At 47.5% G+C, this 23,096-nt stretch carries 24 protein-coding genes; all 24 read right to left on the bottom strand.

Features of this window, described 5'->3' with window-relative positions:
* Positions 1 to 60: 60 nt before the first annotated feature.
* Complete coding sequence (locus NST83_RS10180; RefSeq protein ID WP_342417496.1) at positions 61 to 2,160, bottom strand: chemotaxis protein CheA; 2,100 nt, start codon at positions 2,158 to 2,160, stop codon at positions 61 to 63.
* A 33-nt stretch (positions 2,161 to 2,193) separates the two neighbouring features.
* A complete protein-coding gene (gene cheB / locus NST83_RS10175) occupies positions 2,194 to 3,714 on the bottom strand; it encodes a chemotaxis-specific protein-glutamate methyltransferase CheB (RefSeq protein WP_342417495.1) in 1,521 nt (506 codons plus the stop codon).
* 30 nt (positions 3,715 to 3,744) lie between these two features.
* Positions 3,745 to 4,632 carry a MinD/ParA family protein gene (locus tag NST83_RS10170; RefSeq protein WP_137062736.1) on the bottom strand — a complete coding sequence of 296 codons (888 nt, stop codon included), beginning with the start codon at positions 4,630 to 4,632 and terminating at the stop codon, positions 3,745 to 3,747.
* Entirely contained in the window at positions 4,629 to 6,065 is a 1,437-nt protein-coding gene (gene flhF / locus NST83_RS10165; protein ID WP_342417494.1) for a flagellar biosynthesis protein FlhF, read from the bottom strand. Before flhF ends, NST83_RS10170 begins: the two co-directional genes overlap by 4 nt.
* A complete protein-coding gene (gene flhA / locus NST83_RS10160; RefSeq protein ID WP_342417493.1) occupies positions 6,062 to 8,095 on the bottom strand; it encodes a flagellar biosynthesis protein FlhA in 2,034 nt (677 codons plus the stop codon). Before flhA ends, flhF begins: the two co-directional genes overlap by 4 nt.
* 23 nt (positions 8,096 to 8,118) lie before the next feature.
* A complete protein-coding gene (gene flhB / locus NST83_RS10155) occupies positions 8,119 to 9,231 on the bottom strand; it encodes a flagellar biosynthesis protein FlhB (RefSeq protein WP_137062733.1) in 1,113 nt (370 codons plus the stop codon).
* Positions 9,231 to 10,016, bottom strand: coding sequence for a flagellar biosynthetic protein FliR (gene fliR / locus NST83_RS10150; protein ID WP_137062732.1), 786 nt, complete (start codon positions 10,014 to 10,016; stop codon positions 9,231 to 9,233). The genes flhB and fliR overlap by 1 nt, the downstream gene beginning before the upstream one ends.
* A 9-nt stretch (positions 10,017 to 10,025) precedes the next feature.
* Positions 10,026 to 10,295, bottom strand: coding sequence for a flagellar biosynthesis protein FliQ (gene fliQ, locus NST83_RS10145; protein ID WP_014281093.1), 270 nt, complete (start codon positions 10,293 to 10,295; stop codon positions 10,026 to 10,028).
* Positions 10,296 to 10,332: 37 nt separating this feature from the next.
* The gene (gene fliP / locus NST83_RS10140; RefSeq protein WP_342417492.1) at positions 10,333 to 11,088 is read right to left on the bottom strand and encodes a flagellar type III secretion system pore protein FliP; all 756 of its coding nucleotides are present in this window, start codon (positions 11,086 to 11,088) and stop codon (positions 10,333 to 10,335) included.
* The gene (locus NST83_RS10135; RefSeq protein ID WP_137062730.1) at positions 11,085 to 11,618 is read right to left on the bottom strand and encodes a flagellar biosynthetic protein FliO; all 534 of its coding nucleotides are present in this window, start codon (positions 11,616 to 11,618) and stop codon (positions 11,085 to 11,087) included. The genes fliP and NST83_RS10135 overlap by 4 nt, the downstream gene beginning before the upstream one ends.
* Positions 11,619 to 11,630: 12 nt before the next feature.
* On the bottom strand, positions 11,631 to 11,996 hold the full coding sequence (locus NST83_RS10130; RefSeq protein WP_014281090.1) for a response regulator: 366 nt from the start codon (positions 11,994 to 11,996) through the stop codon (positions 11,631 to 11,633).
* 29 nt (positions 11,997 to 12,025) lie between these two features.
* Positions 12,026 to 13,333 (bottom strand): flagellar motor switch phosphatase FliY, encoded by a 1,308-nt coding sequence (gene fliY / locus NST83_RS10125; protein ID WP_342417491.1) that lies wholly within the window; start codon positions 13,331 to 13,333, stop codon positions 12,026 to 12,028.
* Positions 13,323 to 14,321 carry a flagellar motor switch protein FliM gene (gene fliM, locus NST83_RS10120; RefSeq protein WP_137062728.1) on the bottom strand — a complete coding sequence of 333 codons (999 nt, stop codon included), beginning with the start codon at positions 14,319 to 14,321 and terminating at the stop codon, positions 13,323 to 13,325. The genes fliY and fliM overlap by 11 nt, the downstream gene beginning before the upstream one ends.
* A gap of 42 nt (positions 14,322 to 14,363) precedes the next feature.
* Entirely contained in the window at positions 14,364 to 14,837 is a 474-nt protein-coding gene (locus NST83_RS10115) for a flagellar basal body-associated FliL family protein (protein WP_014281087.1), read from the bottom strand.
* Entirely contained in the window at positions 14,834 to 15,058 is a 225-nt protein-coding gene (locus NST83_RS10110) for a flagellar FlbD family protein (RefSeq protein ID WP_014281086.1), read from the bottom strand. Before NST83_RS10110 ends, NST83_RS10115 begins: the two co-directional genes overlap by 4 nt.
* A 60-nt stretch (positions 15,059 to 15,118) precedes the next feature.
* Entirely contained in the window at positions 15,119 to 15,928 is an 810-nt protein-coding gene (flgG, locus tag NST83_RS10105) for a flagellar basal body rod protein FlgG (RefSeq protein ID WP_342417490.1), read from the bottom strand.
* A gap of 105 nt (positions 15,929 to 16,033) precedes the next feature.
* Positions 16,034 to 16,414, bottom strand: coding sequence for a TIGR02530 family flagellar biosynthesis protein (locus tag NST83_RS10100; protein ID WP_134910133.1), 381 nt, complete (start codon positions 16,412 to 16,414; stop codon positions 16,034 to 16,036).
* Positions 16,407 to 16,943, bottom strand: a complete 537-nt coding sequence (locus NST83_RS10095) for a flagellar hook capping FlgD N-terminal domain-containing protein (RefSeq protein ID WP_137062724.1) — start codon at positions 16,941 to 16,943, stop codon at positions 16,407 to 16,409. Before NST83_RS10095 ends, NST83_RS10100 begins: the two co-directional genes overlap by 8 nt.
* 18 nt (positions 16,944 to 16,961) lie before the next feature.
* Positions 16,962 to 18,425, bottom strand: coding sequence for a flagellar hook-length control protein FliK (locus NST83_RS10090; protein ID WP_342417489.1), 1,464 nt, complete (start codon positions 18,423 to 18,425; stop codon positions 16,962 to 16,964).
* Positions 18,426 to 18,451: 26 nt separating this feature from the next.
* Positions 18,452 to 19,441, bottom strand: coding sequence for a kinesin (locus NST83_RS10085; protein WP_342417488.1), 990 nt, complete (start codon positions 19,439 to 19,441; stop codon positions 18,452 to 18,454).
* Between the two features lie 47 nt (positions 19,442 to 19,488).
* Positions 19,489 to 19,932, bottom strand: coding sequence for a flagellar export protein FliJ (gene fliJ, locus NST83_RS10080; protein WP_044644869.1), 444 nt, complete (start codon positions 19,930 to 19,932; stop codon positions 19,489 to 19,491).
* Between the two features lie 10 nt (positions 19,933 to 19,942).
* Positions 19,943 to 21,262 carry a flagellar protein export ATPase FliI gene (gene fliI / locus NST83_RS10075; protein WP_342417487.1) on the bottom strand — a complete coding sequence of 440 codons (1,320 nt, stop codon included), beginning with the start codon at positions 21,260 to 21,262 and terminating at the stop codon, positions 19,943 to 19,945.
* Positions 21,249 to 22,085 carry a FliH/SctL family protein gene (locus NST83_RS10070; protein ID WP_137062721.1) on the bottom strand — a complete coding sequence of 279 codons (837 nt, stop codon included), beginning with the start codon at positions 22,083 to 22,085 and terminating at the stop codon, positions 21,249 to 21,251. Before NST83_RS10070 ends, fliI begins: the two co-directional genes overlap by 14 nt.
* Positions 22,078 to 23,094, bottom strand: a complete 1,017-nt coding sequence (fliG, locus tag NST83_RS10065) for a flagellar motor switch protein FliG (RefSeq protein WP_137062720.1) — start codon at positions 23,092 to 23,094, stop codon at positions 22,078 to 22,080. Before fliG ends, NST83_RS10070 begins: the two co-directional genes overlap by 8 nt.
* Positions 23,095 to 23,096: the final 2 nt, after the last annotated feature.

Raw genomic sequence — 23,096 nt, 5'->3', positions numbered from 1 at the left:
CTAAAAACCCTCCTTATGGATGTCAGCAATCTCACATTTCTTTCATTTTTAATGAAGACATTATTTAATGAAAACATTAGGGTCAATGATCAAAGCAACCTGACCGTCACCCAGGATCGTGGCGCCTGAAATTCCTTGGATGTTCGGTAGGTATTTGCCGAGGTTTTTAAGGACAATTTCACTTTGTCCCAAAAAGTCCTGAACAGAAAGAGCTGCTAGACGGTCACCCTTGCGGATAACAACAACCTCTGTCTCTTCTTCTTCATCCTCATTGAAGTCTGGTACTTCAAACAGCTGACTCAAGGAGATAAGCGGAATATGGGATTCGCGGAAAGCGATCATTTTGTTGCCGTGTACAGAACGGATTTGTGTCCGTTTGACGATTGCAGTCTCCACAATAGAAGACAACGGAATCGCATATTTTTCGGATCCGATCTGTATCATCATGGCCGCAATAATGGATAGTGTCAGTGGCAACTGCACAGAAAAATTGGTCCCTTTGCCCAGAACGGAATGAATCGTAACGTTACCGCCAAGGGAAGTGATTTTAGATTTAACTACATCAAGTCCAACGCCGCGTCCTGAAACGTCCGAAATGACCTCAGCTGTACTGAATCCCGGAGCGAAAAGTACCTGATGGGCCTCTTCATCGCTCATTGCAGCTGCTTGTTCCTCCGTCATAATCCCTTTGGAAATGGCACTTTTCAGTACCTTCTCACGATTAATGCCGCTTCCGTCGTCTTCAATCTCAATGAACACGTTATTGCCACTGTGGAAAGCACGTAAATGAACTGTTCCTGTTTCCGGTTTGCCTGCCGCAATACGGGTTTCTACTGACTCAATGCCGTGATCCACAGAGTTGCGCAGTAAATGCACTAACGGATCACCGATTTCGTCGATAACGGTACGATCCATTTCGGTGTCCGCGCCAGTAATGACCAAATCCAGCTTTTTATCCAACGATTTGGCCAGATCACGCACCATACGCGGGAAACGATTGAAAACCGTGTCCACAGGTACCATCCGCAATTTAAGCACGACATTTTGCAGGTCACTGCTTACGCGGCTCATATGTTCTACCGTTTCGGTCAGCGCCGGATTAGAAGCCTCACTCGCCAGTTGCTCCAACCGTACACGGTCAATAAGTAATTCACTAAACAAATTCATCAATACGTCCAGTCGTTCAATATCTACACGAATCGTACGGTTGTGCGTAGGTGCTGCAGGCTTGGCTACTTGAGCTTTACCATCAGCTGGCTTCGCACCGGAGGCCGCAGTTGGAGACTGCGGCTGGGATGCAGCGGTCTGTTGTTGTACAGCTACCTGGGCTTCCTGCACCGCAGCAGTCTCTGCAAGCCCGGCCTTGACTTCGCTCATTTGCTTAAGCGATTCCTGATCCAGCTGTACAACGGAGACGGATTCGATTTCGGAAATACCAGCGATTTCCTTCTCCAGCTCTCCTACCTCTTTCTGCGTTATATAATATAACGAGAAATTTTGTTCGAATTTCTCTTGCTCAATATCCTGTACAGACGGATAAGCTTTTACGATTTCGCCAGAGTTCTCCAGTGTATTAAATACCATAAAGGCACGCGCGGCCTTCAACTGGCTTTCTGAGCTAATCGTTACCTGTATATAGTACACCCGATGCCCCTCAGAAATAGATTGCTCCAGTACAGAATACTGGAATTGATCCAGAACAAGACCCTCGCTTTCGCTGTCCGCCGCTTTTTTCGGCGTAACCGCCTCAGTAACAGCATCTGTGTGGGATTTTTGGAAATCGCCACGCACGATGGATTGCAATGAAGCTACAATAGAGGATACATCCGCTTTTCCATCGCCACCCTCTGTAATGTTCTGTACCATGGACTCCAACGCATCCAACCCTTTAAAAAAGGTATCGAATATAAATTCCTGCATCGCAAGCTTGTTGTTACGCACCAGATCAAGAACATTTTCCATTTGGTGGGTGAGCGATGCCAGGTCTTCAAAGCCCATTGTAGCAGCCATTCCTTTGAGGGTATGGGCAGACCGGAAAATCACCTGAACGATGCCCAGATCGGTAGGACTACTTTCCAGTTGAAGCATTTTTTCGTTAAGAGATTGCAGATGATCATTCGACTCATCAATAAACATGTTTAAATATTGGTTCATGTCCATTGTGAGACACCTCCTCCATGAGTTACACTCCGATTATTTCACAACTTGTACAAGCTTGGGGGCGATCTCCTGCATCGGCAGAAGGTGGCGCACACATTTTAACTCTACAGCCGAGCGAGGCATTCCGTACACTACGCAAGTTTCCTCATTTTCAGCAAATGTGGATTGTACCCCTGCATCATAAAGCTTTTTCATCATTTTAGCCCCGTCGCTTCCCATCCCAGTCAGCAACACCAAATGCCGTTCCAGAGAGGTTAACGGGAGTAACGATTCGAACATCGTGTCTACAGAAGGACGGTGACCGTTACGAGCTTCTTCCGTCTTCAGTGATACCGTGTATTTACCACTGGCTCCTGGCACAATTCTCAATTGATATCCTCCCGGAGCAATATAAGCTGTTCCGGTCTCCAACGTCATTCCCTGCTCAGCTTCAACCACCCGGAGCGGACTCAACGTATTCAGACGCTGTGCCAGTGAACGGGTAAAGTTTGGCGGCATATGCTGCACAATGACAATCGGGGCGGGAAAATCCCCGGGAATGCGTTCCAGTAACGTCTTGAGCGCACGTGGACCACCTGTAGAGCATCCAACCGCCACCAGTTTGCGGAAATTGGGCGAGTACACTCCTTTTTTAAGGGAGAACCCATTGAAGGCTGTCTGAACTGTTGGTGCAGTCACTGGGGGCGTAGCAGCCGTAGAAGCAACTGGAGCCGTCGCAGACACCGTTTTTCGGGGCTCCGGCTTGATTAGTCCTGACTTATCCGTCCCGTGCAGCGATTTGGCTGCGACCGTACCGGAAATATTCAACTGTCCTGGCGTACGTTCAGCTGCCGTAGGTAGCTCCTTCTTCTTCTGCGCAGCAGAAGCTTGCGCCGTCTTCCGTGGCTCGGCGGCTGGCTTACTAAAACGGCTGTCAGGCACAGTGCTTTCCGTCTGTGGCCGTTTTGCTTCCGGCTTGGCTGGCGAATTAGACTTGCCAGTATCCCTCTTCGGCGGAACCGGTGCAGCAGTTGCAGAAGCAATCGGTGCATTGGGAGTCTCGCCTGTAGATGCTTTACCTTCCGTTCCTTTGTCAGCTACAGCCTGTCCTTCTGGAGCCTTATCTAGCGCCGCTTTTCGTTCATTAGCTTCCTTACGCTCCAATCGGCTGCGGACTGCTTGCATAGCGGCATGCATCTGCTCCAGTAGCGCCTTGCCCACCTGCCCGATATCCTGCGCATGAGAGATGGAGGGCTTCCGTATAAAATCGAAAGCTCCTGCTTCCAGAGCCATAATGGTCTCCTTCATACCCTGCTCATTAATACCAGAGAGCATAATGACCGGAAGCGGATGGGCCGCCATAATCATAGGAAGTGCTTCAAGACCATTCATTACAGGCATTTCGACATCCATTGTGACCAGGTCAGGCTGTAGCTCCTTCACTTTCTCTACAGCCTCTTTGCCGTTAGAGGCTGTACCTGCGATGTCGAACGAATCATCCCTTACAATTAAATCTGAAATAATTTTGCGCATAAAGGCCGAATCATCCACAACCAGCACCCGGTAAGCACACATGTTAAACACCTCTGTTTCCTTTCATCAAAATCATTGTGCCGAACGTCGCAACCATTTTTGCATAAACCCTTTAATTCCGCTTAAAGCACCTGGATGCGGAGCCTGTGGCATCGCTGCAAAACGGTGCGCCAGATTCAATACATCTCTGGATGCCGCACATCCCGGATAAGCAATTGAAAAAGGCACCTGCCTTTTGACTGCCTGCATGACATGAGTGTCATCACTGATATGTCCCAGCAACGGAATGTCGATCTCCAAAAAGCGTCGTGCAACCAGCGCTATCTTATCGGCAACTTGACGGGCCTCATTATCGTTATCGGCACGATTGACTATAATTTTGAATACTGTATCCTTTTGCAATCCACTGACGACTTTGATCAGCGCATAAGCATCCGTTAAGGACGTCGGCTCCGGCGTAGTTACGACCATACATTCGTCAGCGGATGTGATAAATTTAAGGTTTTCTTTAGATAACCCCGCACCAGTGTCAAACAGAATATAATCCATATCTGCGGCAATCTTCTCCACCTCATCGGCAAAATAATTCAAATCGTCATCGGATAACGTAAACAGCTCGCTCAAGCCAGATCCTCCAGCAATATAAGGCAAGCCTCCCACGCCCGTTTGAACAATTTCGGCCATTGATTTCTCACGTTTTAACAGGTGAAGAAGATTGTATCTTGAATTGGCTCCCATCAACACATCGATATTGGCCATACCGATATCAGCATCAAATACGAGTACCTTTCTGCCAAGCGATTGCAAGGCCAAAGCAAAATTGAGGGTGAAATTAGATTTGCCCACACCACCCTTACCACTGGTGACTGTCACTATTTTCGCATGGCGATTACGTGCAGGCAGTCGATACTTATCCAGGGCTGAAGCCATTTGTCTAAGAGATTGGGCCTGGTCATTCATACAGAATCCCCGGTATCTCCTGACGATTCTGTGTTTCCAAACAGCAGGTTTGTCACCATTTCTGTATCTGGATGCAGTAGATCGTCAGGTACATTTTGACCGTTCGTAATATAGGCCAGTTGCATAGGAAACTGGTGCAACAGATTAAACATACCACCACAACTACCTGTCTCATCCATTTTGGTAAATACAACCTTACCAAGGCCAAACTTACTGAAATGTCCGGTTATGTTGAGCATATCCTTGCTTTTGGACGTTAGGCTAAGCACCAGGTACGTCTCACTTTCCTTAATAGGTGAAAGCAGACTTTGCAATTCCGAAACGAGCAGCTCATTACGGTAATTTCGTCCTGCAGTATCCATCAGGATCAAGTCACAATGTTCCAGACGCTGAATAGCTCTGTGAACCTCTCCGGGAGATTGCACGACTTCAAGCGGAACATTCAAAATCGTAGCGTATGTACGCAGCTGTTCGACAGCCGAGATACGGTACGTGTCAGAGGTAATAAATCCGACTTTGCGGTGATGCTTAAACAGCTGTTCTGCTGCCAGCTTGGCAATGGTCGTCGTTTTTCCCACTCCGGTTGGACCTGCCACATACACAATTTTGGTATCTTTCGAGATGCCCTTGTCCAGCCTTTCCTGAATGAATCCGGCCACTTCTGCACGAAGAGCATGTTCCCAATCAAAAGATTCAGAATCAGACGGATGCTCACTTCGGCGCTCATATACCCGTTCAAGCCAATGCTCTAGCAAATCGCGTTCCACTTCCTGCTCCAGCATACGCTCACAAATCTTTTGTAACGGTTCCGGCCAAGTATTTTCCATCACAGAATTGCGGGAAATTCGAGTCATCATAGCTTTCATTTCCCGTAATTCATGAAGCAGGGCTTGGTTTTCCTCTGGCCCTATCTTGTCTGGAACGCTTGCCTCCGAAGGTAGCTTAAACAATTCGTTGGATGTTTCCTTTTTCGGAACCGCTGCTTTGTTGTTAAAAACTTCATTTTCTGTTTCCCCACTAAAACCAGCCCCGTGTGAAGAACGCTCTATGCTTGAGGCAGCTTGTTCGGCGCCAGCCAGCAAATCAGCCAACCCCTCTTTGGAACTGTTCGTCATCTGCGTTACCCGTCGATAGGCTTCAGGAGCGGCTTGTCTTGGAACCACTGGTGACGATGGTACTTCCTGCTGCTCAGGAGCATTCATGGGTGGAAAAGCCTCAACCGACTGCTGTGGGGGTTGAACCCGTCGTGGTTTTTGAAGCTGCTGCTCCTCTACCGCAGCGACGACCTCAATTTTCTTTTTTCCGAACATACCCATGAATCCGCCGATCTTCATTTCCTTGGTGCTCAAAATGACGGCATCCGTTCCGAAGTCACCTCTGATTTGCATCATGGCCTCCGGCATTGTATCCACTACATATCGTTTCACTCTCATAAGTTCACCACCCCGACACTTTGAATTTCAACGTTCGGCTCCAGCTCACTGTACGACAGTACCGGGACATCCTGCATCGTCCGTTCCATCACTTGCCGCAAATACATACGAATCGTCGGTGATGTTAATACGATAGGCTGCTGCCCGGATTGAATGAGACGATTGATTTGCTCCATCATCCTTTGATACACTGTCTGCGTTGATACCGGATCAAGAGCCAGATAGCTGCCCTGCTCCGACTGTTGCACGCTTTCGGCAATTTTCTTCTCCAGCCCTGGTCCCACGGTAATGACACGTAGCGTCTCTCCCTGCTGGGCGAACTGTTGTGTAATCTGGCGAGATAACGCCTGACGAACATATTCAGTCAGCACGTCTGGATCTTTTGTATAAGTGCCGTAATCAGCCAGCGTTTCGAAAATGGTCACCATATCGCGGATGGAGATTTTTTCTTTTAACAGCTTGGCCAGCACTTTTTGTACATCTCCAATCGCCAGCACGGAAGGAATAAGATCGTCCACAAGCACCGGATAATTTTCCTTGAGATTGTCGACCAGAGACCGCGTTTCCTGTCTGCCAAGCAACTCGTGGGCATGTTTCTTAATCGTTTCCGTCAAATGAGTAGCTACAACCGAAGGAGGGTCCACAACCGTATAACCGGACAGCTCCGCAACATCCTTGGTATTCTCATCAATCCAGAGCGCAGGCAATCCGAAGGCTGGTTCTGTCGTTTCAATCCCTGTAATGGAATCGTCGTCATATCCCGGGCTCATCGCCAGATAATGGTTCAACAGCAATTCCCCGCCGCCTACCGTATTGCCTTTAATTTTGATTACATACTCGTTCGGCTTGAGCTGGATATTATCCCGTATGCGAATGACCGGCACAACCAATCCCAGTTCCAGCGCACATTGACGGCGTATCATAATAATCCGGTCAAGCAAATCCCCACCCTGCTGTGTATCAGCCAGCGGAATCAGCCCGTATCCAAACTCGAATTCGATCGGATCGACCTGAAGCAAATTAATGACACTTTCCGGACTGCGCACCTCTTCAATCTGTTGCTCTTCTTCCATCTGTTCATCAGCAATTTGCTTACGTTCCATATTGCCCTGCATTCTTCGGGCCGCAACAAACAGCAGAACAGCCAGTGGAAGGGTTGTAATGATATGAATAGGAGTAAAGAAGCCCAACAAAGCAATCGTGGTAGCCACGATGTAAATCAGCTTTGGATATGAAAAGAGCTGCCCCGTCAAATCATCCGCCAAGTTTCCGTCAGATGTAGCTCGTGTAACGATCAGGCCTGACGCTGTGGATATGAGCAATGCGGGGATCTGGCTAACCAGTCCATCACCAATGGTCAGAACGGAGTAAGTCGACAGTGCCTCCTGAAACCCTTTACCCTGAACAGCCATACCGATAATAAAACCGCCGACCAGGTTGATAATCAAAATGATGATACTGGCAATGGCGTCACCTTTAACAAATTTGCTGGCACCATCCATTGCTCCATAAAAATCCGCTTCCCGCTCGATTTTACTACGCCGTTCACGAGCTTGCTGTTCGTTGATCAGACCTGCATTCAGGTCGGCATCAATACTCATTTGTTTACCCGGCATCGCGTCCAGTGTAAACCGTGCGCCTACCTCAGCAACCCGCTCGGAGCCCTTGGTGATCACGATAAACTGCACAACCACAAGAATCAGGAAGACAACAAAACCGACCGCAATTTGTCCACCTGCAATCCAACTACCGAACGTAGCCACTACTTCCCCGGCATGTCCCTCACCTAAAATGAGCTTGGTCGTAGAAATGTTAAGCGCCAGACGAAACAACGTTGTGATGAGCAGCAATGAAGGAAAAATAGAGAACTGTAAAGCTTCCTTCGTGTTCATGGACACAAGTAGAATCATCAAAGCAATCGATATGTTGATCACGAGCAAAATGTCGAGCAACCATGAAGGGATCGGTAGAATCATCATAAGAACGATGCCGATGACGCCTGCAAGGACGGTTATTTCTTTTATTTTCACGGGTCTCTTGGCCTCCGATCCCTTTATTTCACTTTACCTTTTAATTTATATACATACGCCAGCACTTCGGCAACAGCCTGGAACAGATCAGCTGGAATCGCATCCCCGATTTCGGCTCTTTGAAACAGCGCCCGTGCCAGCGGCTTGTTTTCCATCGTTATAACGCCATTTTGCTTGGCAATTTCCTTAATTCGGAGCGCTAAATAATCTTGCCCTTTCGCAATAATCTGCGGCGCTTCCATCTCCGAACCGTCATATTTCAAAGCCACAGCAAAGTGCGTAGGGTTGGTTATGATGACATCTGCATTGGGAACTTCCTGCATCATGCGCTGCATAGCCATTCGGCGCTGTCGTTCACGAATTTTCCCTTTGATCAGCGGGTCGCCTTCCATTTTCTTGTATTCATCTTTGATGTCCTGTTTGGACATTTTTAGGTTTTTCTCATGCTCATAACGTTGGTACATATAATCCAATACTGCTAAAACGAACAGCACCACACCAATTTTGAGTCCCAGCTCCATTGTTAATGAAGCCGCAAAGCTCAACATCTGGTCACCAGACATTTCGGCCAGCTTGGGTAAGTCTGCTTTTGTTTTCCACAGCACGCCGTACACCAGATAACCGATCACGGTCATTTTTAAAACAGATTTGAGGAATTCGACCAGTGACCGCATGGAAAAAATATTTTTAAATCCTTTAATCGGGTCAATCTTGCTAAATTTGGGCGTAATCCCCTCTCCGGTTAACAAGAAACCGATCTGCATGTAATTTGCCACGATTCCGATGACAATGGCCCCAATAAAAATAGGAGCCAGCATAATCATGATTTGCACACCATACTCACCCATCATGAGCATTGTAGTGTTCGGCGTTACTTCCATCAATAACCGATTTACAAAAACATCCCGAAACAAGCGAACCGCATGATCCTTGAAATACCCACCAAAAATCATTAGGGCGAAAAACGTTACCAGCAGGACACCTGCTGCGGGCAATTCCATACTTTTGGCAACCTGCCCCTTTTGCCTGGCATCTTGTTTCTTTTTGGGTGTGGCTTTTTCCGTTTTTTCCCCTGAGAACAACTGCAGGTTCATAGCATATTTAAATGACAAACTACGTTCCTCCAAACCAGATATTAAGGACGGTTGCCCATAATATCCAACAAGTTGCGCATGGATTCGAACATCACAGTAAACAATTTTTCGAAGATAAAAGCAAAACTCGGCATCAGAAGCAGTAACATGAACAGTCCCACAATAATTTTGAGTGGCACACCAATAACAAAAATGTTAAACTGCGGAGCCGTTTTAGCCAAAAATCCGAGTCCCACATCTGTTAAAAAAGTAGCTACTACTATAGGAGCAGCAATTTGAAAAGCCAGCATAAAAGATTCAGCAAAGGAACGGATCAGAAATTCCGTCACACTGCCTCCATACAGCTTTACAAAAAAATCATTCGTCAGCGGCACCCAATCATAGCTGTATAAAATAGCGTTTATCAGGTGATGATGCCCGTTTAAGCTTAAAAAGAGCAACACGGCTATGGCAAACTTGAAATTTCCCGTTAAAGGCGACGAAGCTCCTGTCATCGGGTCAAACACACTGGCCATCCCGAAACCTACCTGAAGGTCAATAAAGGAACCTGCGGTTTGGATCGCTGTCATGAATAAATAAGCGGTAAAACCCAGCAACAATCCAATCAGCACCTCGCGACCTACCAACAGCACATACACTGCATCCGTCGGTACTTGCTGATGCGTACCATAAGTGAGATACACGATCAATGCGAGAAATCCGGAAATCCCGACCTTAAAGGTACTAGGTACTCCTCGGGTTGAAAATATAGGCGCTACTACAAAAAACGAGGTAATCCGACAAAAAATCAGCAAAAAAACAGGAAAACTCTGTAACAACATGTCCATAACTTCAGCCTAACCTATATATTTGTACAAATTGTCCAGAATGTTAAACGTAAAATCCACTAATGTCGTCAATATCCAAGGTCCGAACAAGAGCAATGCCAGTAATACGGCGACAATCTTCGGAACAAATGCCAAAGTCTGCTCCTGAATTTGGGTTGTCGCCTGAAAAATACTGATAATCAAACCGACGACCAGTCCCAAAATCAGCATCGGAGCGCTAACTTTAAGCACTGTGTACACCGCTTGTCCGGCAAGAGAAATAATAAACTCCGAAGTCATTGCCGTCCTCCTTGATTGCTGTCCCTACGGGAAATATTCATGCGTTAAAGCTCAGAAGCAATGATTTGACGACCAGATACCAACCATCTACGAGCACAAACAGCAGTATTTTAAAAGGAAGCGAAATCATTACTGGGGGCAGCATCATCATCCCCATAGCCATGAGCGTACTCGCCACCACAATGTCAATAACCAAAAACGGTATGAAGATCATGAAGCCCATCTGAAATGCTGTCTTTAACTCACTGATAGCATAAGCCGGAACCATCACCGTTAATGGAATATCCTGATAGTCTTTCGGTTTTTCCATCTTGGTGTATTTCATAAAGAGCAGTAGATCCTTCTCCCGTGTATGAGAGAACATAAAGGTCTTGATGGGTACCGCAGCCTTGTCCAGCGCCTGAGACTGTGTCAAATCCCCCTTGAGATACGGCTGGAGCGCAGTCTCGTTCATAGCCGAGAACGTCGGCGCCATAATAAATAAGGTAAGAAACAGGGCCAGCCCGACAAGCACCTGGTTAGGTGGCATCTGCTGAGTCCCCAGCGAGGTGCGAACAAAGCCCAGTACGATCACAATTCGCGTAAAGCTCGTCATAAGCACAAGCAACGCGGGCGCTACACTGATGACAGTAATAAGTAAAATAATAGACAGCGAGGTGGCACCGGGCTGTCCTTTATCCGAGTTGCCGACTTGAATATCAATGTTCGGAATCGGTTCCGCAGAGGCCGCCGTCACCGAAATGAAGCTGAATAAGACAAGCAGCAAACATGCAAGTATAATCTTTTTTCTCATGAATCTCCCGACCGATCTGTAATATTCTCCTCATTGCGCAACTTTTCGAGTTTATCCTTACGATTCGGCATCTGCCGAAGCTTGGATTCGAACATCTCGTGAAAAGATGTTTCCTCTTCAGGATGCTGCTGTACCGCGGTGTTCCGTCGAAGCTTATCCGCAATTTTAGCGAATAGCGGGGCAATTGGGCCGCGCTGCAGAGAAGCTTCTTGCTCCAGTGCGGCCAAAATTTGCTCCACTTCTTCAGGATCGGATACTTTGTCAACAAGCCGGATATCTTCTCCCACACCAATGAGGTACACACTGCTGCCAACTTCAACAAGCTGAAGGGATTTGTTAGGGCCCAGCCCCACACCTCCCAGTATGCGAACGGAGCGGTTGCTGAACCAGCTCTGATTTCTTTTACTCAAAAACCGTATCAAGTACACGATCAGTACGATGATAAAGATCAGCACGATAAGGACCCAGGCAATGTTGCCTATATTGCTGGATGTACTCAGTGCGTCAGAGGCACCCTGTTGTGTATCCATACCGGATGCGCCTTACACACCCAGTGTTTTGTTGATGGCTTCGATAACCCGATCCGATTGGAAAGGCTTGACAATAAAATCTTTTGCGCCTGCTTGGATGGCATCAATAACCATCGCTTGCTGACCCATCGCGGAACACATAATGACCTTTGCGTTCGCGTCAATTTTTTTGATTTCCTTCAGAGCGGCAATGCCGTCCATTTCGGGCATCGTAATATCCATCGTAATCAGGTCCGGACGAAGCTCTTTGAATTTTTCAATAGCCTGTGATCCATCCTGGGCCTCTCCTACTACTTCATATCCATTTTTGGACAGGATGTCCCGAATCATCATTCTCATAAATGCAGCATCGTCCACGATCAAAATACGGTTTGCCATCTGAAATAAATCCTCCCTAAATTATGCTATTATTGTAATTTTTGAATACGGTCCCATTGGCTTACAATATCCGTCACACGCACACCGAAGTTCTCATCGATTACGACAACCTCACCTTTGGCAATCAGTTTGTTGTTAACCAGAATGTCTACTGGCTCCCCAGCAAGCTTGTCCAGTTCAATAATTGAACCTTGTGAGAGCTCTAGAATATCTTTAATTTGCTTTTGGGTCCTTCCTAATTCTACGGTGACTCTAAGGGGAATGTCCATCAATAAATTTAAATTGTTTTCATCCACTTGTGGAAATGCACCGGACTGCAAGTTTGAAAATTGTACAGGCTGCACATTTACATTTCGTCCTGGTATCGAACCATAATGATGAGGCGCTCCATATGGGGCCTGCGGTGGGACACCTCCAGGCATTCCATAACCTGGCGCTCCCTGCTGACCGTATCCCGGGTCTTGAGGGTACATGGGCGGTTGCTGTCCATAACCTGCATCCTGCGGCGTCTGTACAGGCACCTGTGCGGCTACCGGTGGCTGTTGATACGTTGGTGCGGGTTGCTGTTGCGGAATCTCGGTTTGTTGCGGCACTTCTGGAGCGGCCGTTGCAGCTACTTGCTGTGCGGACGCTTGCGGTTGCTCGTCTTCCTCTCCGCCATTCATCAGAATGCTCACCATCTTTTTAGCAAAATGCACAGGCAACAGTTGCATCAATGTAGAGTCAATCAGGTCACCGATCAACAAACGGAAGGATACTGTAATCAACGTCTGTTCGTCTGGCAGGCTGGATACTCCATCACCATGCATTGGATCCAAAATATCAATTCCAGGTGGAGAAATATTAACAAAACGGTTAAACATAGTAGACATTGAGGTTGCCGACGAGCCCATCATCTGGTTCATCGCTTCCTGCACAGCGCTGATATGAATTTCATTCAATTCTTCATCTACCGGATTTCCTTCACCGCCAAGCATCAAATCCGCTATGACCTGCGCATCACGCTTTTTGATCACGAGCGAGTTAATACCCTCAAATCCATCTACATAATTCACATGTACCGCTACGTGCGGCTTAGGAAAAGTTGTTTCGAATTCAGAACGGGTAATAATTGAAACTTTAGGGGTTGTAATATCAACCTTTTGACCGAGCAGTGTGGAAAGAGCTGTCGCTGCGCTGCCGAACGTAATATTACCGATCTCTCCGAGAGCATCCTGCTCCAGAGGAGTCAGAAAATCGTCAACGGTCTTGTTGGCGGGAGTAGAATCCGTGCCCGCTTCAGACTGTTTCAGCAGGGCATCAATTTCCTCCTGGGACAAATAGTCTTTACTCGTCAATTTCTTCAACTCCTTCGCTGACAATTTCATCAATCTGTACGGCAACACGATCTTTTACCATACCGGGACTTCCCAAGAATTTCAGTTTTTCGCCCACCCGGATGGAGAGCCCTTCCTTGACGGGTTTGTTCAATGAAATGACATCCCCCACCGAAAGACCCAAAAACTCGGCCACATTTATTCGGGATTCACCTAGCTCGGCAATAATGGGAAGCTGTGCTTTCGTGACCCGTAATCTCAAGGCGTCAATTTCTTCAGGCGCCCTTGATTTCTTTTCGGATGTAAACCACTGGTGCGTGGACAGTCTGGCCATAATCGGCTCCAATACCACGTGTGGGATACAAAGGTTAATCATCCCTGTGGTATCACCAATTTTGGTACTAAGTGAGATTAGAGCAATCGTTTCATTTGGTGAAACAATCTGCATAAACTGCGGATTGGTTTCCATCGCCTCCAAACGCGGTTCAATATCCAATACCGTTTTCCAAGCCTCTTGCAGGCTGTCAAAGGTACGACTAAAAATCCGCTCCATGATTGTCGTCTCAATTTCTGTCAACGCGTTAACCTTGGACGGTGCTGATCCGGTTCCCCCGAGAAGCCTGTCCAGCATTGCAAAAGCTACGTTCGGGTGAACCTCAAGCACCATGCGTCCTTCCAGCGGCTCGGCTTCAAAAATGTTCAAAATGGTCATTTTTGGAATGGAGCGAATGAATTCATCATAAGGAAGCTGCTCCACCTGAACGACATTAATTTGGACAAACGTCCGAAGCTGTGCTGAAAAATAAGTGGTCAGATACCGCGCAAAATTTTCGTGTATCCGCGTCAAACTCCGAATATGATCCTTAGAAAACCGAAGCGCTCTTTTGAAGTCATAAGCGCGAACTTTCTTTTGGGTATCTTCCTTTTTAAGTTCTTCCGCATCCATTTCACCAGACGATAGAGCTGCTAAAAGGGCATCAATTTCCCCTTGCGACATTACATCCACCAATGTTATTCACCCCCTTACATGTTCTGACAAGTTCACCTGGAATCAAATGGCTGCCAGCAAAAAGTCTGTAATTTTGGCGTTCCCCAGGTGACCTTCAGGGAGCGACTTATTGATGAGATCCGTCAGCTTGTCACTGAACTGGTCCCGGCCTTTAGCTGTTCTCAGCTCATCAGGCTTGGTGTCTGCAAGTAATTGAATAACGATTGGCTTTATACTGATGTCCTTGATTTTTTCAAAAGATTCCTTTGCTTTAGCATCGTTTAATTGAAAGGAAAGGTTCATTTGGACAATATAATCAGCGTCTGCCAAATTTGTTTTGATACCGGTAATTTCAGAACTCACTTCCACTAATTCATCTGCTGACAGTCGGGGAAGCTGTTCTGCTTGAGCAGCTTGCGCATTTGGAGTGGCTTCCGACTTCTTCCCACTAAGCGCTGGTATAAGTACAAAGGCCGCACCTGCAATCAAAGTAATCGCGAGTAAAATTGTAATGAGCCATGGCAGCATCTTTTTCATTCGTCTTCCTCCATTTGTTGCACTTTTATCGTGGCGGCATGTATGCCGATTTCACGGCTGTAACCCTTGATCAAGGAGACGACATCTGCCGCTTTTTCCAATACAATCAACCGTTTCCCCGTCACTAAAGTGACGTATGTATCCGGCGTTTCCTCCACAGTCTCAATGAGCAGAGCATTAAGCCACATAGGCGAGCCGTTCAGCCGCGTTAACGGGATCATCGTTACACCAACCTCCTGATAGGAGCGGGGAAGCCTTTACTTCCCCGCGTTTAGATGCGATTATCGTTTCAAGTTTACAACTTCCTGAAGCACTTCATCCGAGGTCGTAATGATACGCGAGTTCGCCTGGAAGCCGCGCTGCGCCACGATCATTTCGGTAAATTCACCTGTCAAATCGACGTTGGACATTTCCAACTGGCCCGCAATGATAGCGCCCCGGCCCTCCGAATTAGCTACTCCAGGCTCAAGTGCATCAATGTTGGAGTTAACCGTGGTACGGTACAAGCTACCTCCGATTTTCTCCAAGCCTTCGGGGTTTGTCACTCTGGCTATACCAATTTGCGTGCCATTGTCTACTGTGCCATCATCCAATTGTTGTACAATCGTACCGTCCTGCGAGATAGAGAACGATGTCACATTGTCAGCAAGTGTGATCGGATCCCCACCCGCGTCTCCTACGAAAAACCCATCTGCGGTAACCAAATTTCGGTTCGCATCCACGTGAAAATCACCCGCGCGAGTCAGATAAGGAACTTCCTGTGCATCATTCATTTTGACCAGGAAAAATCCGTCACCGTTAATCCGCAAATCTGTCGGATTGTTCGTAGTCATGGCACTACCTGGAAGATGAAGTGTATCAATTGAGCTGACCGATACCCCTAAACCGACCTGCTTGGCGTTTTGCCCCGCAGTAGTCGTTGCGTCCGGCGCACTTGCGCCTGAACTCGTTTGGCTCAAAATATCCTTGAACATGACACGGCTGGACTTGAAGCCTGTTGTATTTACGTTTGCAATGTTGTTACCGATAACGTCCAGCTTTGTTTGAAAGCCCTTCATACCCGATACACCCGAATACATTGATCTCAACATTGAGTATAAATCCTCCTCTGAATGCTTGCTCGATTAACCGCATCAGTCGATCCGCGGCTTCTTCATGACTTTCCTGCTCGGGCCAGCCACTTCTTGCTAAATTTTCTATGAAATAATAACGGCACTATCAATTTGCGTAAATACGTTATCCTGCATGGATTGCTTATCCATCGCGGTAACTACTGTCCGGTTGGGCACACTTACAATCAACGCCATATCCTGCATTAAAATCAATGATTCTTTGGCGCCTTTGGCAGCTGCTTTATCCACAGCGGAGTTAATCTTCGCCATCTGGTCACTTCTCAGTTCTATCCCCCGCTGCTCCAAGCGCTTTGCTGCATGGTTGCTCAGCTTGAGTACTTGATCCTGCAACACCTGTCCGAATGGCCTACCATCCTTAGGTACCGGATTTACCCGGTTCTGCGAGATTGCTGCCGGAGGGACATTGGCGGGAAAAAGACGTCCGACCGTTATCCGGTCATTCATGTGTCTCACCACTTCCAGTAGAGGAAGAAGTTGTAGTATCCGATGTCCCTGCCGAGGAAGCCGTTGTTTGAGCCTGGCTTACCGATGTCACATCTTTCAGGGCTACCTCTGACTTTCCGATTTTGGCATACTGTACACCGTCACGAATAACGATGGAATCCACGATTCCACTTTTCACCGCACCTGCGCCCGTTTCACCCGTAAGCGAATCCTTTTTACCAGCCTCAATCCAACTGACTTCTTTTCCAATCAAACCGGAGGATATTCCTAAAGACTGTCCCAACGTATTCAACTGGGTAGAAATGTTCATCAACTGCTCCACGGAAGAAAATTGCGCCATTTGCGCGATAAATTCCTTATCCTCCAGAGGCTGCATTGGGTCCTGGTTTTGGAGCTGGGTAATCAAAATTTTCAAAAATTGATCCTTACCCATCGTTTTGGTATCCTTGGCGCTTGCCGTTTTGACGTTATTCACGTTGTAATTCGGCCAGACGTTACTGGTGGATACATTATTGTCCGTAGTCGTCATTGTGTTCTCACCTCCATGCTACGCTTGTGCTGTAAAGGAGCCTGTCCGATTTACATCATCTGTGCGTTGTTCTGCTGTCCAATTGCGGAGTTCCTCCGCCATTTCAGCTACCTTTAGAGCATCCTCGGCTTCTTCCCTACTCCGCGACTTGGAACGTTGCTCGGATTGCTGCTGCTGATTTGCACCTGATCCACGGCCATCCTGATACATGTGGGAAGAGAGTGATTCATTTTGCGTCACTTCCACTTTATCTACCTGAATACCCTGGCTTTGAAGACTTGCGCGCAGCTGTGACATTTGCTGTTCGAGCAAATCCTTAGCTCCACTGTGCTCAGTCATAAACTGGGCGACCAAGTGCCCATTCTGCATCGTCAGTTTAACTTCCAGTTGTCCCAAATGATCTGGACGAAGCATGATAGTCGCTTCCGTTAACCCAGAATGCTTCACGATATCAAGCTTTTGCACTACAAATTCCGTCATTTCCTTAGCAAATTGTCGTACATGTACAACAGGCTGCGCCGGAGCCGAAGGAGTTGTGCCTTGCGTCTGCACCGAAAGCTGGCCTGCGGTCGTAATCACAGAAGTTTGACTGTCGGTCGCTGCCGGATCAGTCTGCTCGGTTACGTCTACTACTGCACCGGTTTCATCCGTTGGAGTGGCTTTAACAGCGGCTTGAACATGAATATTAGCTGATGAACGTTGTCCTTCTGTACCTTGCTGACTTGTCCCACCTTGACTCGTCTGCTGCTCAGTAGCAACTACCTGTTTGCCTGTAGAAACAGTCGTTAATGTCTGAGTGCCATTCGCCCGATTCGCGGAAGGCTGAGCTGCTTGTGAATTTGCGCCATCAGCAAGCTCCACAGCTTTCAGTACGCCGGTCCACTGCTCATCGGAAAAAGCTCCCGTACCAGCCGTCGTATTTTGAAGCGATTGTAACAGCTGTGTAATCTGGGACTTTTGGTCTCCCGTAGCCTGATTCGCTACATTTGCAAGCTGTGACAAAGCATCCTGTAATGCAAACCGAATGGTAGCTGGATGAGTTGCCAAAGCCGTTAAGCCTGTCGCCTCATTCGTTCCTGCCCCGTCTGTTTGCTGCTCCGCTCCACCGCCTAAAAACTGCTGTACTTGCTGAACCCACGACTGCAGAGCTGCAAACAAGGCTGGATCAGTTGTTACCTGATCATCTAAGTTTTCAAGATTTTGCAGTAATGGAGCCAATGTCTCAACAAGCGGTTCTGCTAAAGCTTCTGTCGATTCTCCGGCAGTAATCAACGGCAGCACCATAACTAATGGAGATTTCCCAGAATCTGTGCTTGTAGAACCCGTTTGCCCACCAGTCATCATTTGCGTAAGCGTCTGATTAAAAGCACCGCCTGTGGCTCCTGCTGCTGTCCCTGCTATTGAAGTTGTCGCTGTACTAGCTGTGCTACCAGCCGTCTGACTGGAACTGCTGAGAGATACACTTTGAGAAATAAGCGTCATTTTTTTTTCACCTCCCTTCATTCAAATCACTTGCTGCCCATCAGCTTGTTCAAAATTTTCGCCGTCTGTGCAGCATCCTTCGCAGACATATTTTGCAGTAAAGAAGCTCGTGTCGAATCATCTACTGTGTTTAATATGTTTAATGCCTTGTCTGGACTGATTTTGTAAGTTTGTAAAATAAGCTCGGCTCCGCTTTTCTTGTCCATGGAAGCGAATGTACTGCTAATTTGAGTATTTTGCAGATTTTTACTCGTTTTTCCCGCTGCAGTGCTCTGGTCCTTTTTCAAGCGTGACTGCAACGCAGCCAAAGACAAATCAGTAGATGGCGTTACGTTTTTCAGAGCCATCGTGATATCGGCTGCTTTTTTAGCATCCATCTTTTGTAAGATCTTCGCACTGTTTGCTGGGTCCATATAGCTTAGCAGTTGTACCGTTTCTTCGGTGGTCAAGTTTTCCATAATCGGTGCTGCCTTACTTGCCGTCATTCCTTCATACATAGAAGCAAGGTCTTTGGCCTGTTTTACATATGGGTCTTCATTCGCTGTTCCATCTGCCGCTTGCGTACCTGTCTGTGTCTGTCCCTGCTGACTGGCCTGCGGCTGTTGTTCCTGTTGCGTTTGCAACGTACTAACCTGATTTTGAAGTTCTGTAACTTTTTTATCCTGAGTCGCTTTGGCATCACTAGCCTTTTTAAGTTCTTCTGTCTGCTTGGCCAAATCTGCCTTAAGCTGCTGGATAGTGGCTTCGGAGCTTTGGGACTGGGCTTTCTGATCAGCCTCTTTGCTCTTGGCAACCTTGTCTTTCGGTTCAGGAAGCCAATTCTTCACAATCGGAATCTTGTTTCCCAATGAAATCATTTCACTTCTGAAATCCATGTTGAACAGCGTAAGCAGGACCCCGACCAGAACGATTGTAAAAACAATTGGAATCAGGAAAAACATAAACCGTTCAAATCCCCCGCCTGACTCTTTTTCCAAATCCATATCCAGTTCATTTTCTGCTAAATTCCGTGCCATCGTCTTCCTCCTCAGGCAGCTGATATGCGTATCCTGTGACCTTCCGCTTACCGGGCTTTCATGGCAAATCTCACGGAAGCCATTTCATCCAGCTCGTTCTGCTCGCGCAGGAGCATTTCCTGTTGGAATTTCACGTTGGCCTTCTCTCTCGCTTTCAGCCAAACTTGTTCATCCAGCATTTTATCGGTCAAAACGGTTTGTTTGCTTTGCACATTTTGCTGCGCATATTGAACGTCCCTATGCTTGCGTGTGATACATTGATCCAGATGATTTACGTAAGCCTGTAATTCCTGAATGGTAGAGAGCGGCGCACAATCCTCGGCAGCCTTTTGAATGGCTGATATGACCCGATTCCTTTCGCCTAGTAGCTGTATCAATGTCTGCTCCTCAGCCTGCAATTGTCCAACAGCACTGGAAAGCAACCATTCGGCCTGTGACTTTTCGTTGGTTTTCAAGTCTACAACCTTCTGAAAGGAATACTGAAATCTCATCGTTCAACCTTCATCTCCTCGTAAATTCAGAAATCAAACGCTCACGAACCTCGTCCAGTTCAACCTTTTCATCTGTTCTTTGCCTTGTAAAATCCCATATATCCCGTATGCGGTCCATGGATTCGTCAATTTCTGCATTCGAACCCTGCTGATAAGCCCCAATGTTAATCAGGTCCTCTGAATCTTTATAAACCGCCATCAGGCGCTTAATATTCTCGGCAGCGTCAATCTGGTCACGTGGTGCAATATCCTTCATGACCCGGCTAATACTGGCTAACACATCAATTGCGGGAAAATGTCCTTTATTCGCTATCCCCCGGTTGAGCACGATATGCCCATCCAAGATCCCGCGTACCGCATCCGCAATGGGTTCATTCATGTCGTCACCATCGACCAGCACCGTATAAAAAGCGGTTATGGAACCTGTAGGCCCGGTTCCCGCACGCTCCAGCAACTTGGGCAAACTGGCGAATACTGAAGGGGTATAACCCCTCATCGCTGGTGGCTCCCCGACTGCCAGTCCTACTTCACGTTGCGCCATCGCATACCGGGTAACCGAGTCCATCATCAGCATGACGTTCAATCCGCGATCACGAAAATATTCAGCGATCGTCGTTGCAATGAGCGCACCCTTAATACGGATCAACGCGGGTTGGTCGGAAGTTGCCACGATGACTACTGAGCGTTCAAGCCCTTCCGGACCCAAATCCCGTTCAATAAAGTCCAGCACTTCACGTCCACGTTCCCCGATCAGAGCAATTACGTTCACATCTGCTTCCGTATTACGGGCAATCATTCCCATTAGGGTACTCTTACCTACACCGGAGCCTGCGAAAATACCGACCCGCTGCCCTTTACCGATGGTAAGCAATCCGTCAATGGCTCGTACACCAATACTGATCGGCTCCTGTACACGCGGGCGACTCAGCGGATTCGATGGAATGTTGAAGGTCGAGTATCTCGCCATCCGTGAGGGAATCAGCGAACCATCCAATGGTTGGCCCAAACCGTCTAGCACTTTACCTAACAGCTCCGATCCCACCTGCACGTTCAATGGCTTCCCAGTTCCTACGACATCACAGCCGGGACCAATGGATTGCAGTTCTCCGAGCGGCATCAAAAGTACCTTGTTGTCTCTAAAGCCTACAACTTCCGCTTGCAGTGGCTTAGCCGTTTTACCCGGATAAATGTAACAAACATCCCCGATACTGGCGTCCGGACCTTCCGATTCCACCATCAAACCGATAACCTGCGTCACTTTGCCGTTTACCCGAACCGGGTCTATTTGTCGCAAATGATCCATGTAGCGATGCGCATTAAGCCCCTTCATGTCTTCGCTCCTCGTTCTCATGTGCCAGACGCAGCAGTTCCTTTTTGATCTCAACCAGTTGTGTATCTATCCGTGCATCCACACTTCCAAAGGAAGAACGAATAACACAGCCGCGATCCTTCACAGTTCCATCAGGAATAATTTGCAGTTCTGCCTGCGAATCGACAGTTAATGACAATTCTTCGCGTGCACCTTGCACAAATGCGAAATGCTGAGGCGACACACACAGTGTAATTGTTCCTTTTTCTCGCTTACGAGCCAAGTTTTTACGAATGAGCTCAATTGTATATTCAGGCTCAATACTAAGCTGTTTTTCAATAACTTTCTCAGCAATAGCACTACTCAGCTCGACCAGAAAAGGCTCAGCCTCCTGAATCAATTGCTCCTTGGTCTCATAGGCCTGACGCAAAATATCCTGTGCTTCTACCATCATCTGTTCCGATTTCACCTGAAGCTCAGCCTCAGCCAACTTTTGGCCTTCCTCATAGCCTTGCTGAAACCCGTCAGCCTTTAAGGACTCTGTTAACTGCTCGTCCTGCTCACGGCGTTCCTGCCACCAGGCTTCAATCTGCTGCTGTGCCTCCTGAAGCATCCGTTCCGCTTCTTCAGCCGCTTCACGAACCTGCCGTTCGGCAAAATCCTTGGCATCATTCAGCATTTCGTCCCGGAGCCGTTCAGTCTCGTAATCTTTCTGTGGTTCCGGCTCTATATGTTCAGTTGTGACTTCCTCGTCCGACGTTTCCGGCGCATACGTATGTGCCACATCAATGGTTTTCAAAGCTTCAACAGGCACATATTGGAAAGATTTGATCAAGTTAGACAATGATGTCATCTCCTCCGCCGCGTGCGATTATAATCTCACCAGCCTCTTCCAATCTGCGGATCGTCGATACGATGCGAGTCTGTGCTTCTTCCACATCACGCAGCCGTACCGGTCCCATATACTCCATTTCCTCTTTGAAAGTTTCTGCCATCCGTTTCGACATATTTCGGAAAATCACATCGCGAACTTCTTCGCTGGACACTTTAAGCGCCAACTGCAAATCGGCATTGTCGATATCGCGGATAATACGTTGAATGGAACGGTTGTCCACATTGACGATATCCTCGAATACGAACATTCTTTTCTTGATTTCCTCGGCCAGTTCTGGGTCCTGAATTTCAAGCGAATCGAGGATCGTGCGTTCTGTTCCGCGATCTACTCCATTTAAAATCTGAACAATGGACTCAATACCACCCGCATTCGTGTAATCCTGCGTCGCGGTTGCTGACAGCTTTTGCTCCAGCACACGTTCCACTTGTGAAATGACTTCCGGCGAAGTGCTGTCCATTACAGCGACACGCCGGGCCACCTCAGCCTGCTTTTCCTGTGGCAGGGACGACAGAATTGCCGCCGCCTGCTCAAATTGCAAGTACGAGAGCACGAGAGCAATCGTCTGTGGATTTTCGTTCTGTATAAAGTTCAAAATCTGGTTTGGATCAGCCTTGCGGGCAAAATCGAACGGTCTCACCTGCAACGTCGCCGTCAGACGGTTAATGACCTCAACTGCTTTTTGCGACCCGAGTGCCTTTTCCAATATTTCTTTGGCATAATTGATGCCGCCTTGGGAAATGTACTCCTGAGCCAAACAAATTTGATGGAACTCAGCCATAATCGAGTCTTTTTCCATTGCATCGACCTTCCGCACATTGGCGATTTCCAATGTAAGCTGCTCAATCTCTTCATCACGCAAATGCTTGAATATTTGAGCAGATACTTCCGGTCCCATCGTGATTAGCAGAATTGCCGCTTTTTGTCTTCCCGTTAAACCTTGACTGCTTGCTTTTGCCAATG

Source organism: Paenibacillus sp. FSL R10-2782, assembly GCF_038592985.1.
Lineage (GTDB): Bacteria > Bacillota > Bacilli > Paenibacillales > Paenibacillaceae > Paenibacillus > Paenibacillus terrae_C.
This window is presented reverse-complemented; position numbering and strand designations above follow the sequence as displayed.

Bases quoted from the DNA above. Each gene is read 5' to 3' on its own strand.
- NST83_RS10130 (WP_014281090.1), bottom strand. From the start codon at position 11,996: ATGGCAAACCGTATTTTGATCGTGGACGATGCTGCATTTATGAGAATG.
- NST83_RS10170 (WP_137062736.1), bottom strand. From the start codon at position 4,632: ATGAATGACCAGGCCCAATCTCTTAGACAAATGGCTTCAGCCCTGGAT.
- cheB (WP_342417495.1), bottom strand. From the start codon at position 3,714: ATGTGTGCTTACCGGGTGCTGGTTGTGGATGATTCGGCCTTTATGCGC.
- NST83_RS10180 (WP_342417496.1), bottom strand. From the start codon at position 2,160: ATGGACATGAACCAATATTTAAACATGTTTATTGATGAGTCGAATGAT.
- fliP (WP_342417492.1), bottom strand. From the start codon at position 11,088: ATGAGAAAAAAGATTATACTTGCATGTTTGCTGCTTGTCTTATTCAGC.
- NST83_RS10095 (WP_137062724.1), bottom strand. From the start codon at position 16,943: ATGACGACTACGGACAATAATGTATCCACCAGTAACGTCTGGCCGAAT.
- flgG (WP_342417490.1), bottom strand. From the start codon at position 15,928: ATGTTGAGATCAATGTATTCGGGTGTATCGGGTATGAAGGGCTTTCAA.
- NST83_RS10100 (WP_134910133.1), bottom strand. From the start codon at position 16,414: ATGAATGACCGGATAACGGTCGGACGTCTTTTTCCCGCCAATGTCCCT.
- NST83_RS10110 (WP_014281086.1), bottom strand. From the start codon at position 15,058: ATGATCCCGTTAACGCGGCTGAACGGCTCGCCTATGTGGCTTAATGCT.
- fliI (WP_342417487.1), bottom strand. From the start codon at position 21,262: ATGAAGGGGCTTAATGCGCATCGCTACATGGATCATTTGCGACAAATA.
- fliJ (WP_044644869.1), bottom strand. From the start codon at position 19,932: ATGAGATTTCAGTATTCCTTTCAGAAGGTTGTAGACTTGAAAACCAAC.
- NST83_RS10135 (WP_137062730.1), bottom strand. From the start codon at position 11,618: ATGGATACACAACAGGGTGCCTCTGACGCACTGAGTACATCCAGCAAT.
- fliR (WP_137062732.1), bottom strand. From the start codon at position 10,016: ATGGACATGTTGTTACAGAGTTTTCCTGTTTTTTTGCTGATTTTTTGT.
- NST83_RS10090 (WP_342417489.1), bottom strand. From the start codon at position 18,425: ATGACGCTTATTTCTCAAAGTGTATCTCTCAGCAGTTCCAGTCAGACG.
- NST83_RS10115 (WP_014281087.1), bottom strand. From the start codon at position 14,837: ATGAAAAAGATGCTGCCATGGCTCATTACAATTTTACTCGCGATTACT.
- flhF (WP_342417494.1), bottom strand. From the start codon at position 6,065: ATGAGAGTGAAACGATATGTAGTGGATACAATGCCGGAGGCCATGATG.
- fliQ (WP_014281093.1), bottom strand. From the start codon at position 10,295: ATGACTTCGGAGTTTATTATTTCTCTTGCCGGACAAGCGGTGTACACA.
- NST83_RS10085 (WP_342417488.1), bottom strand. From the start codon at position 19,441: ATGGCACGGAATTTAGCAGAAAATGAACTGGATATGGATTTGGAAAAA.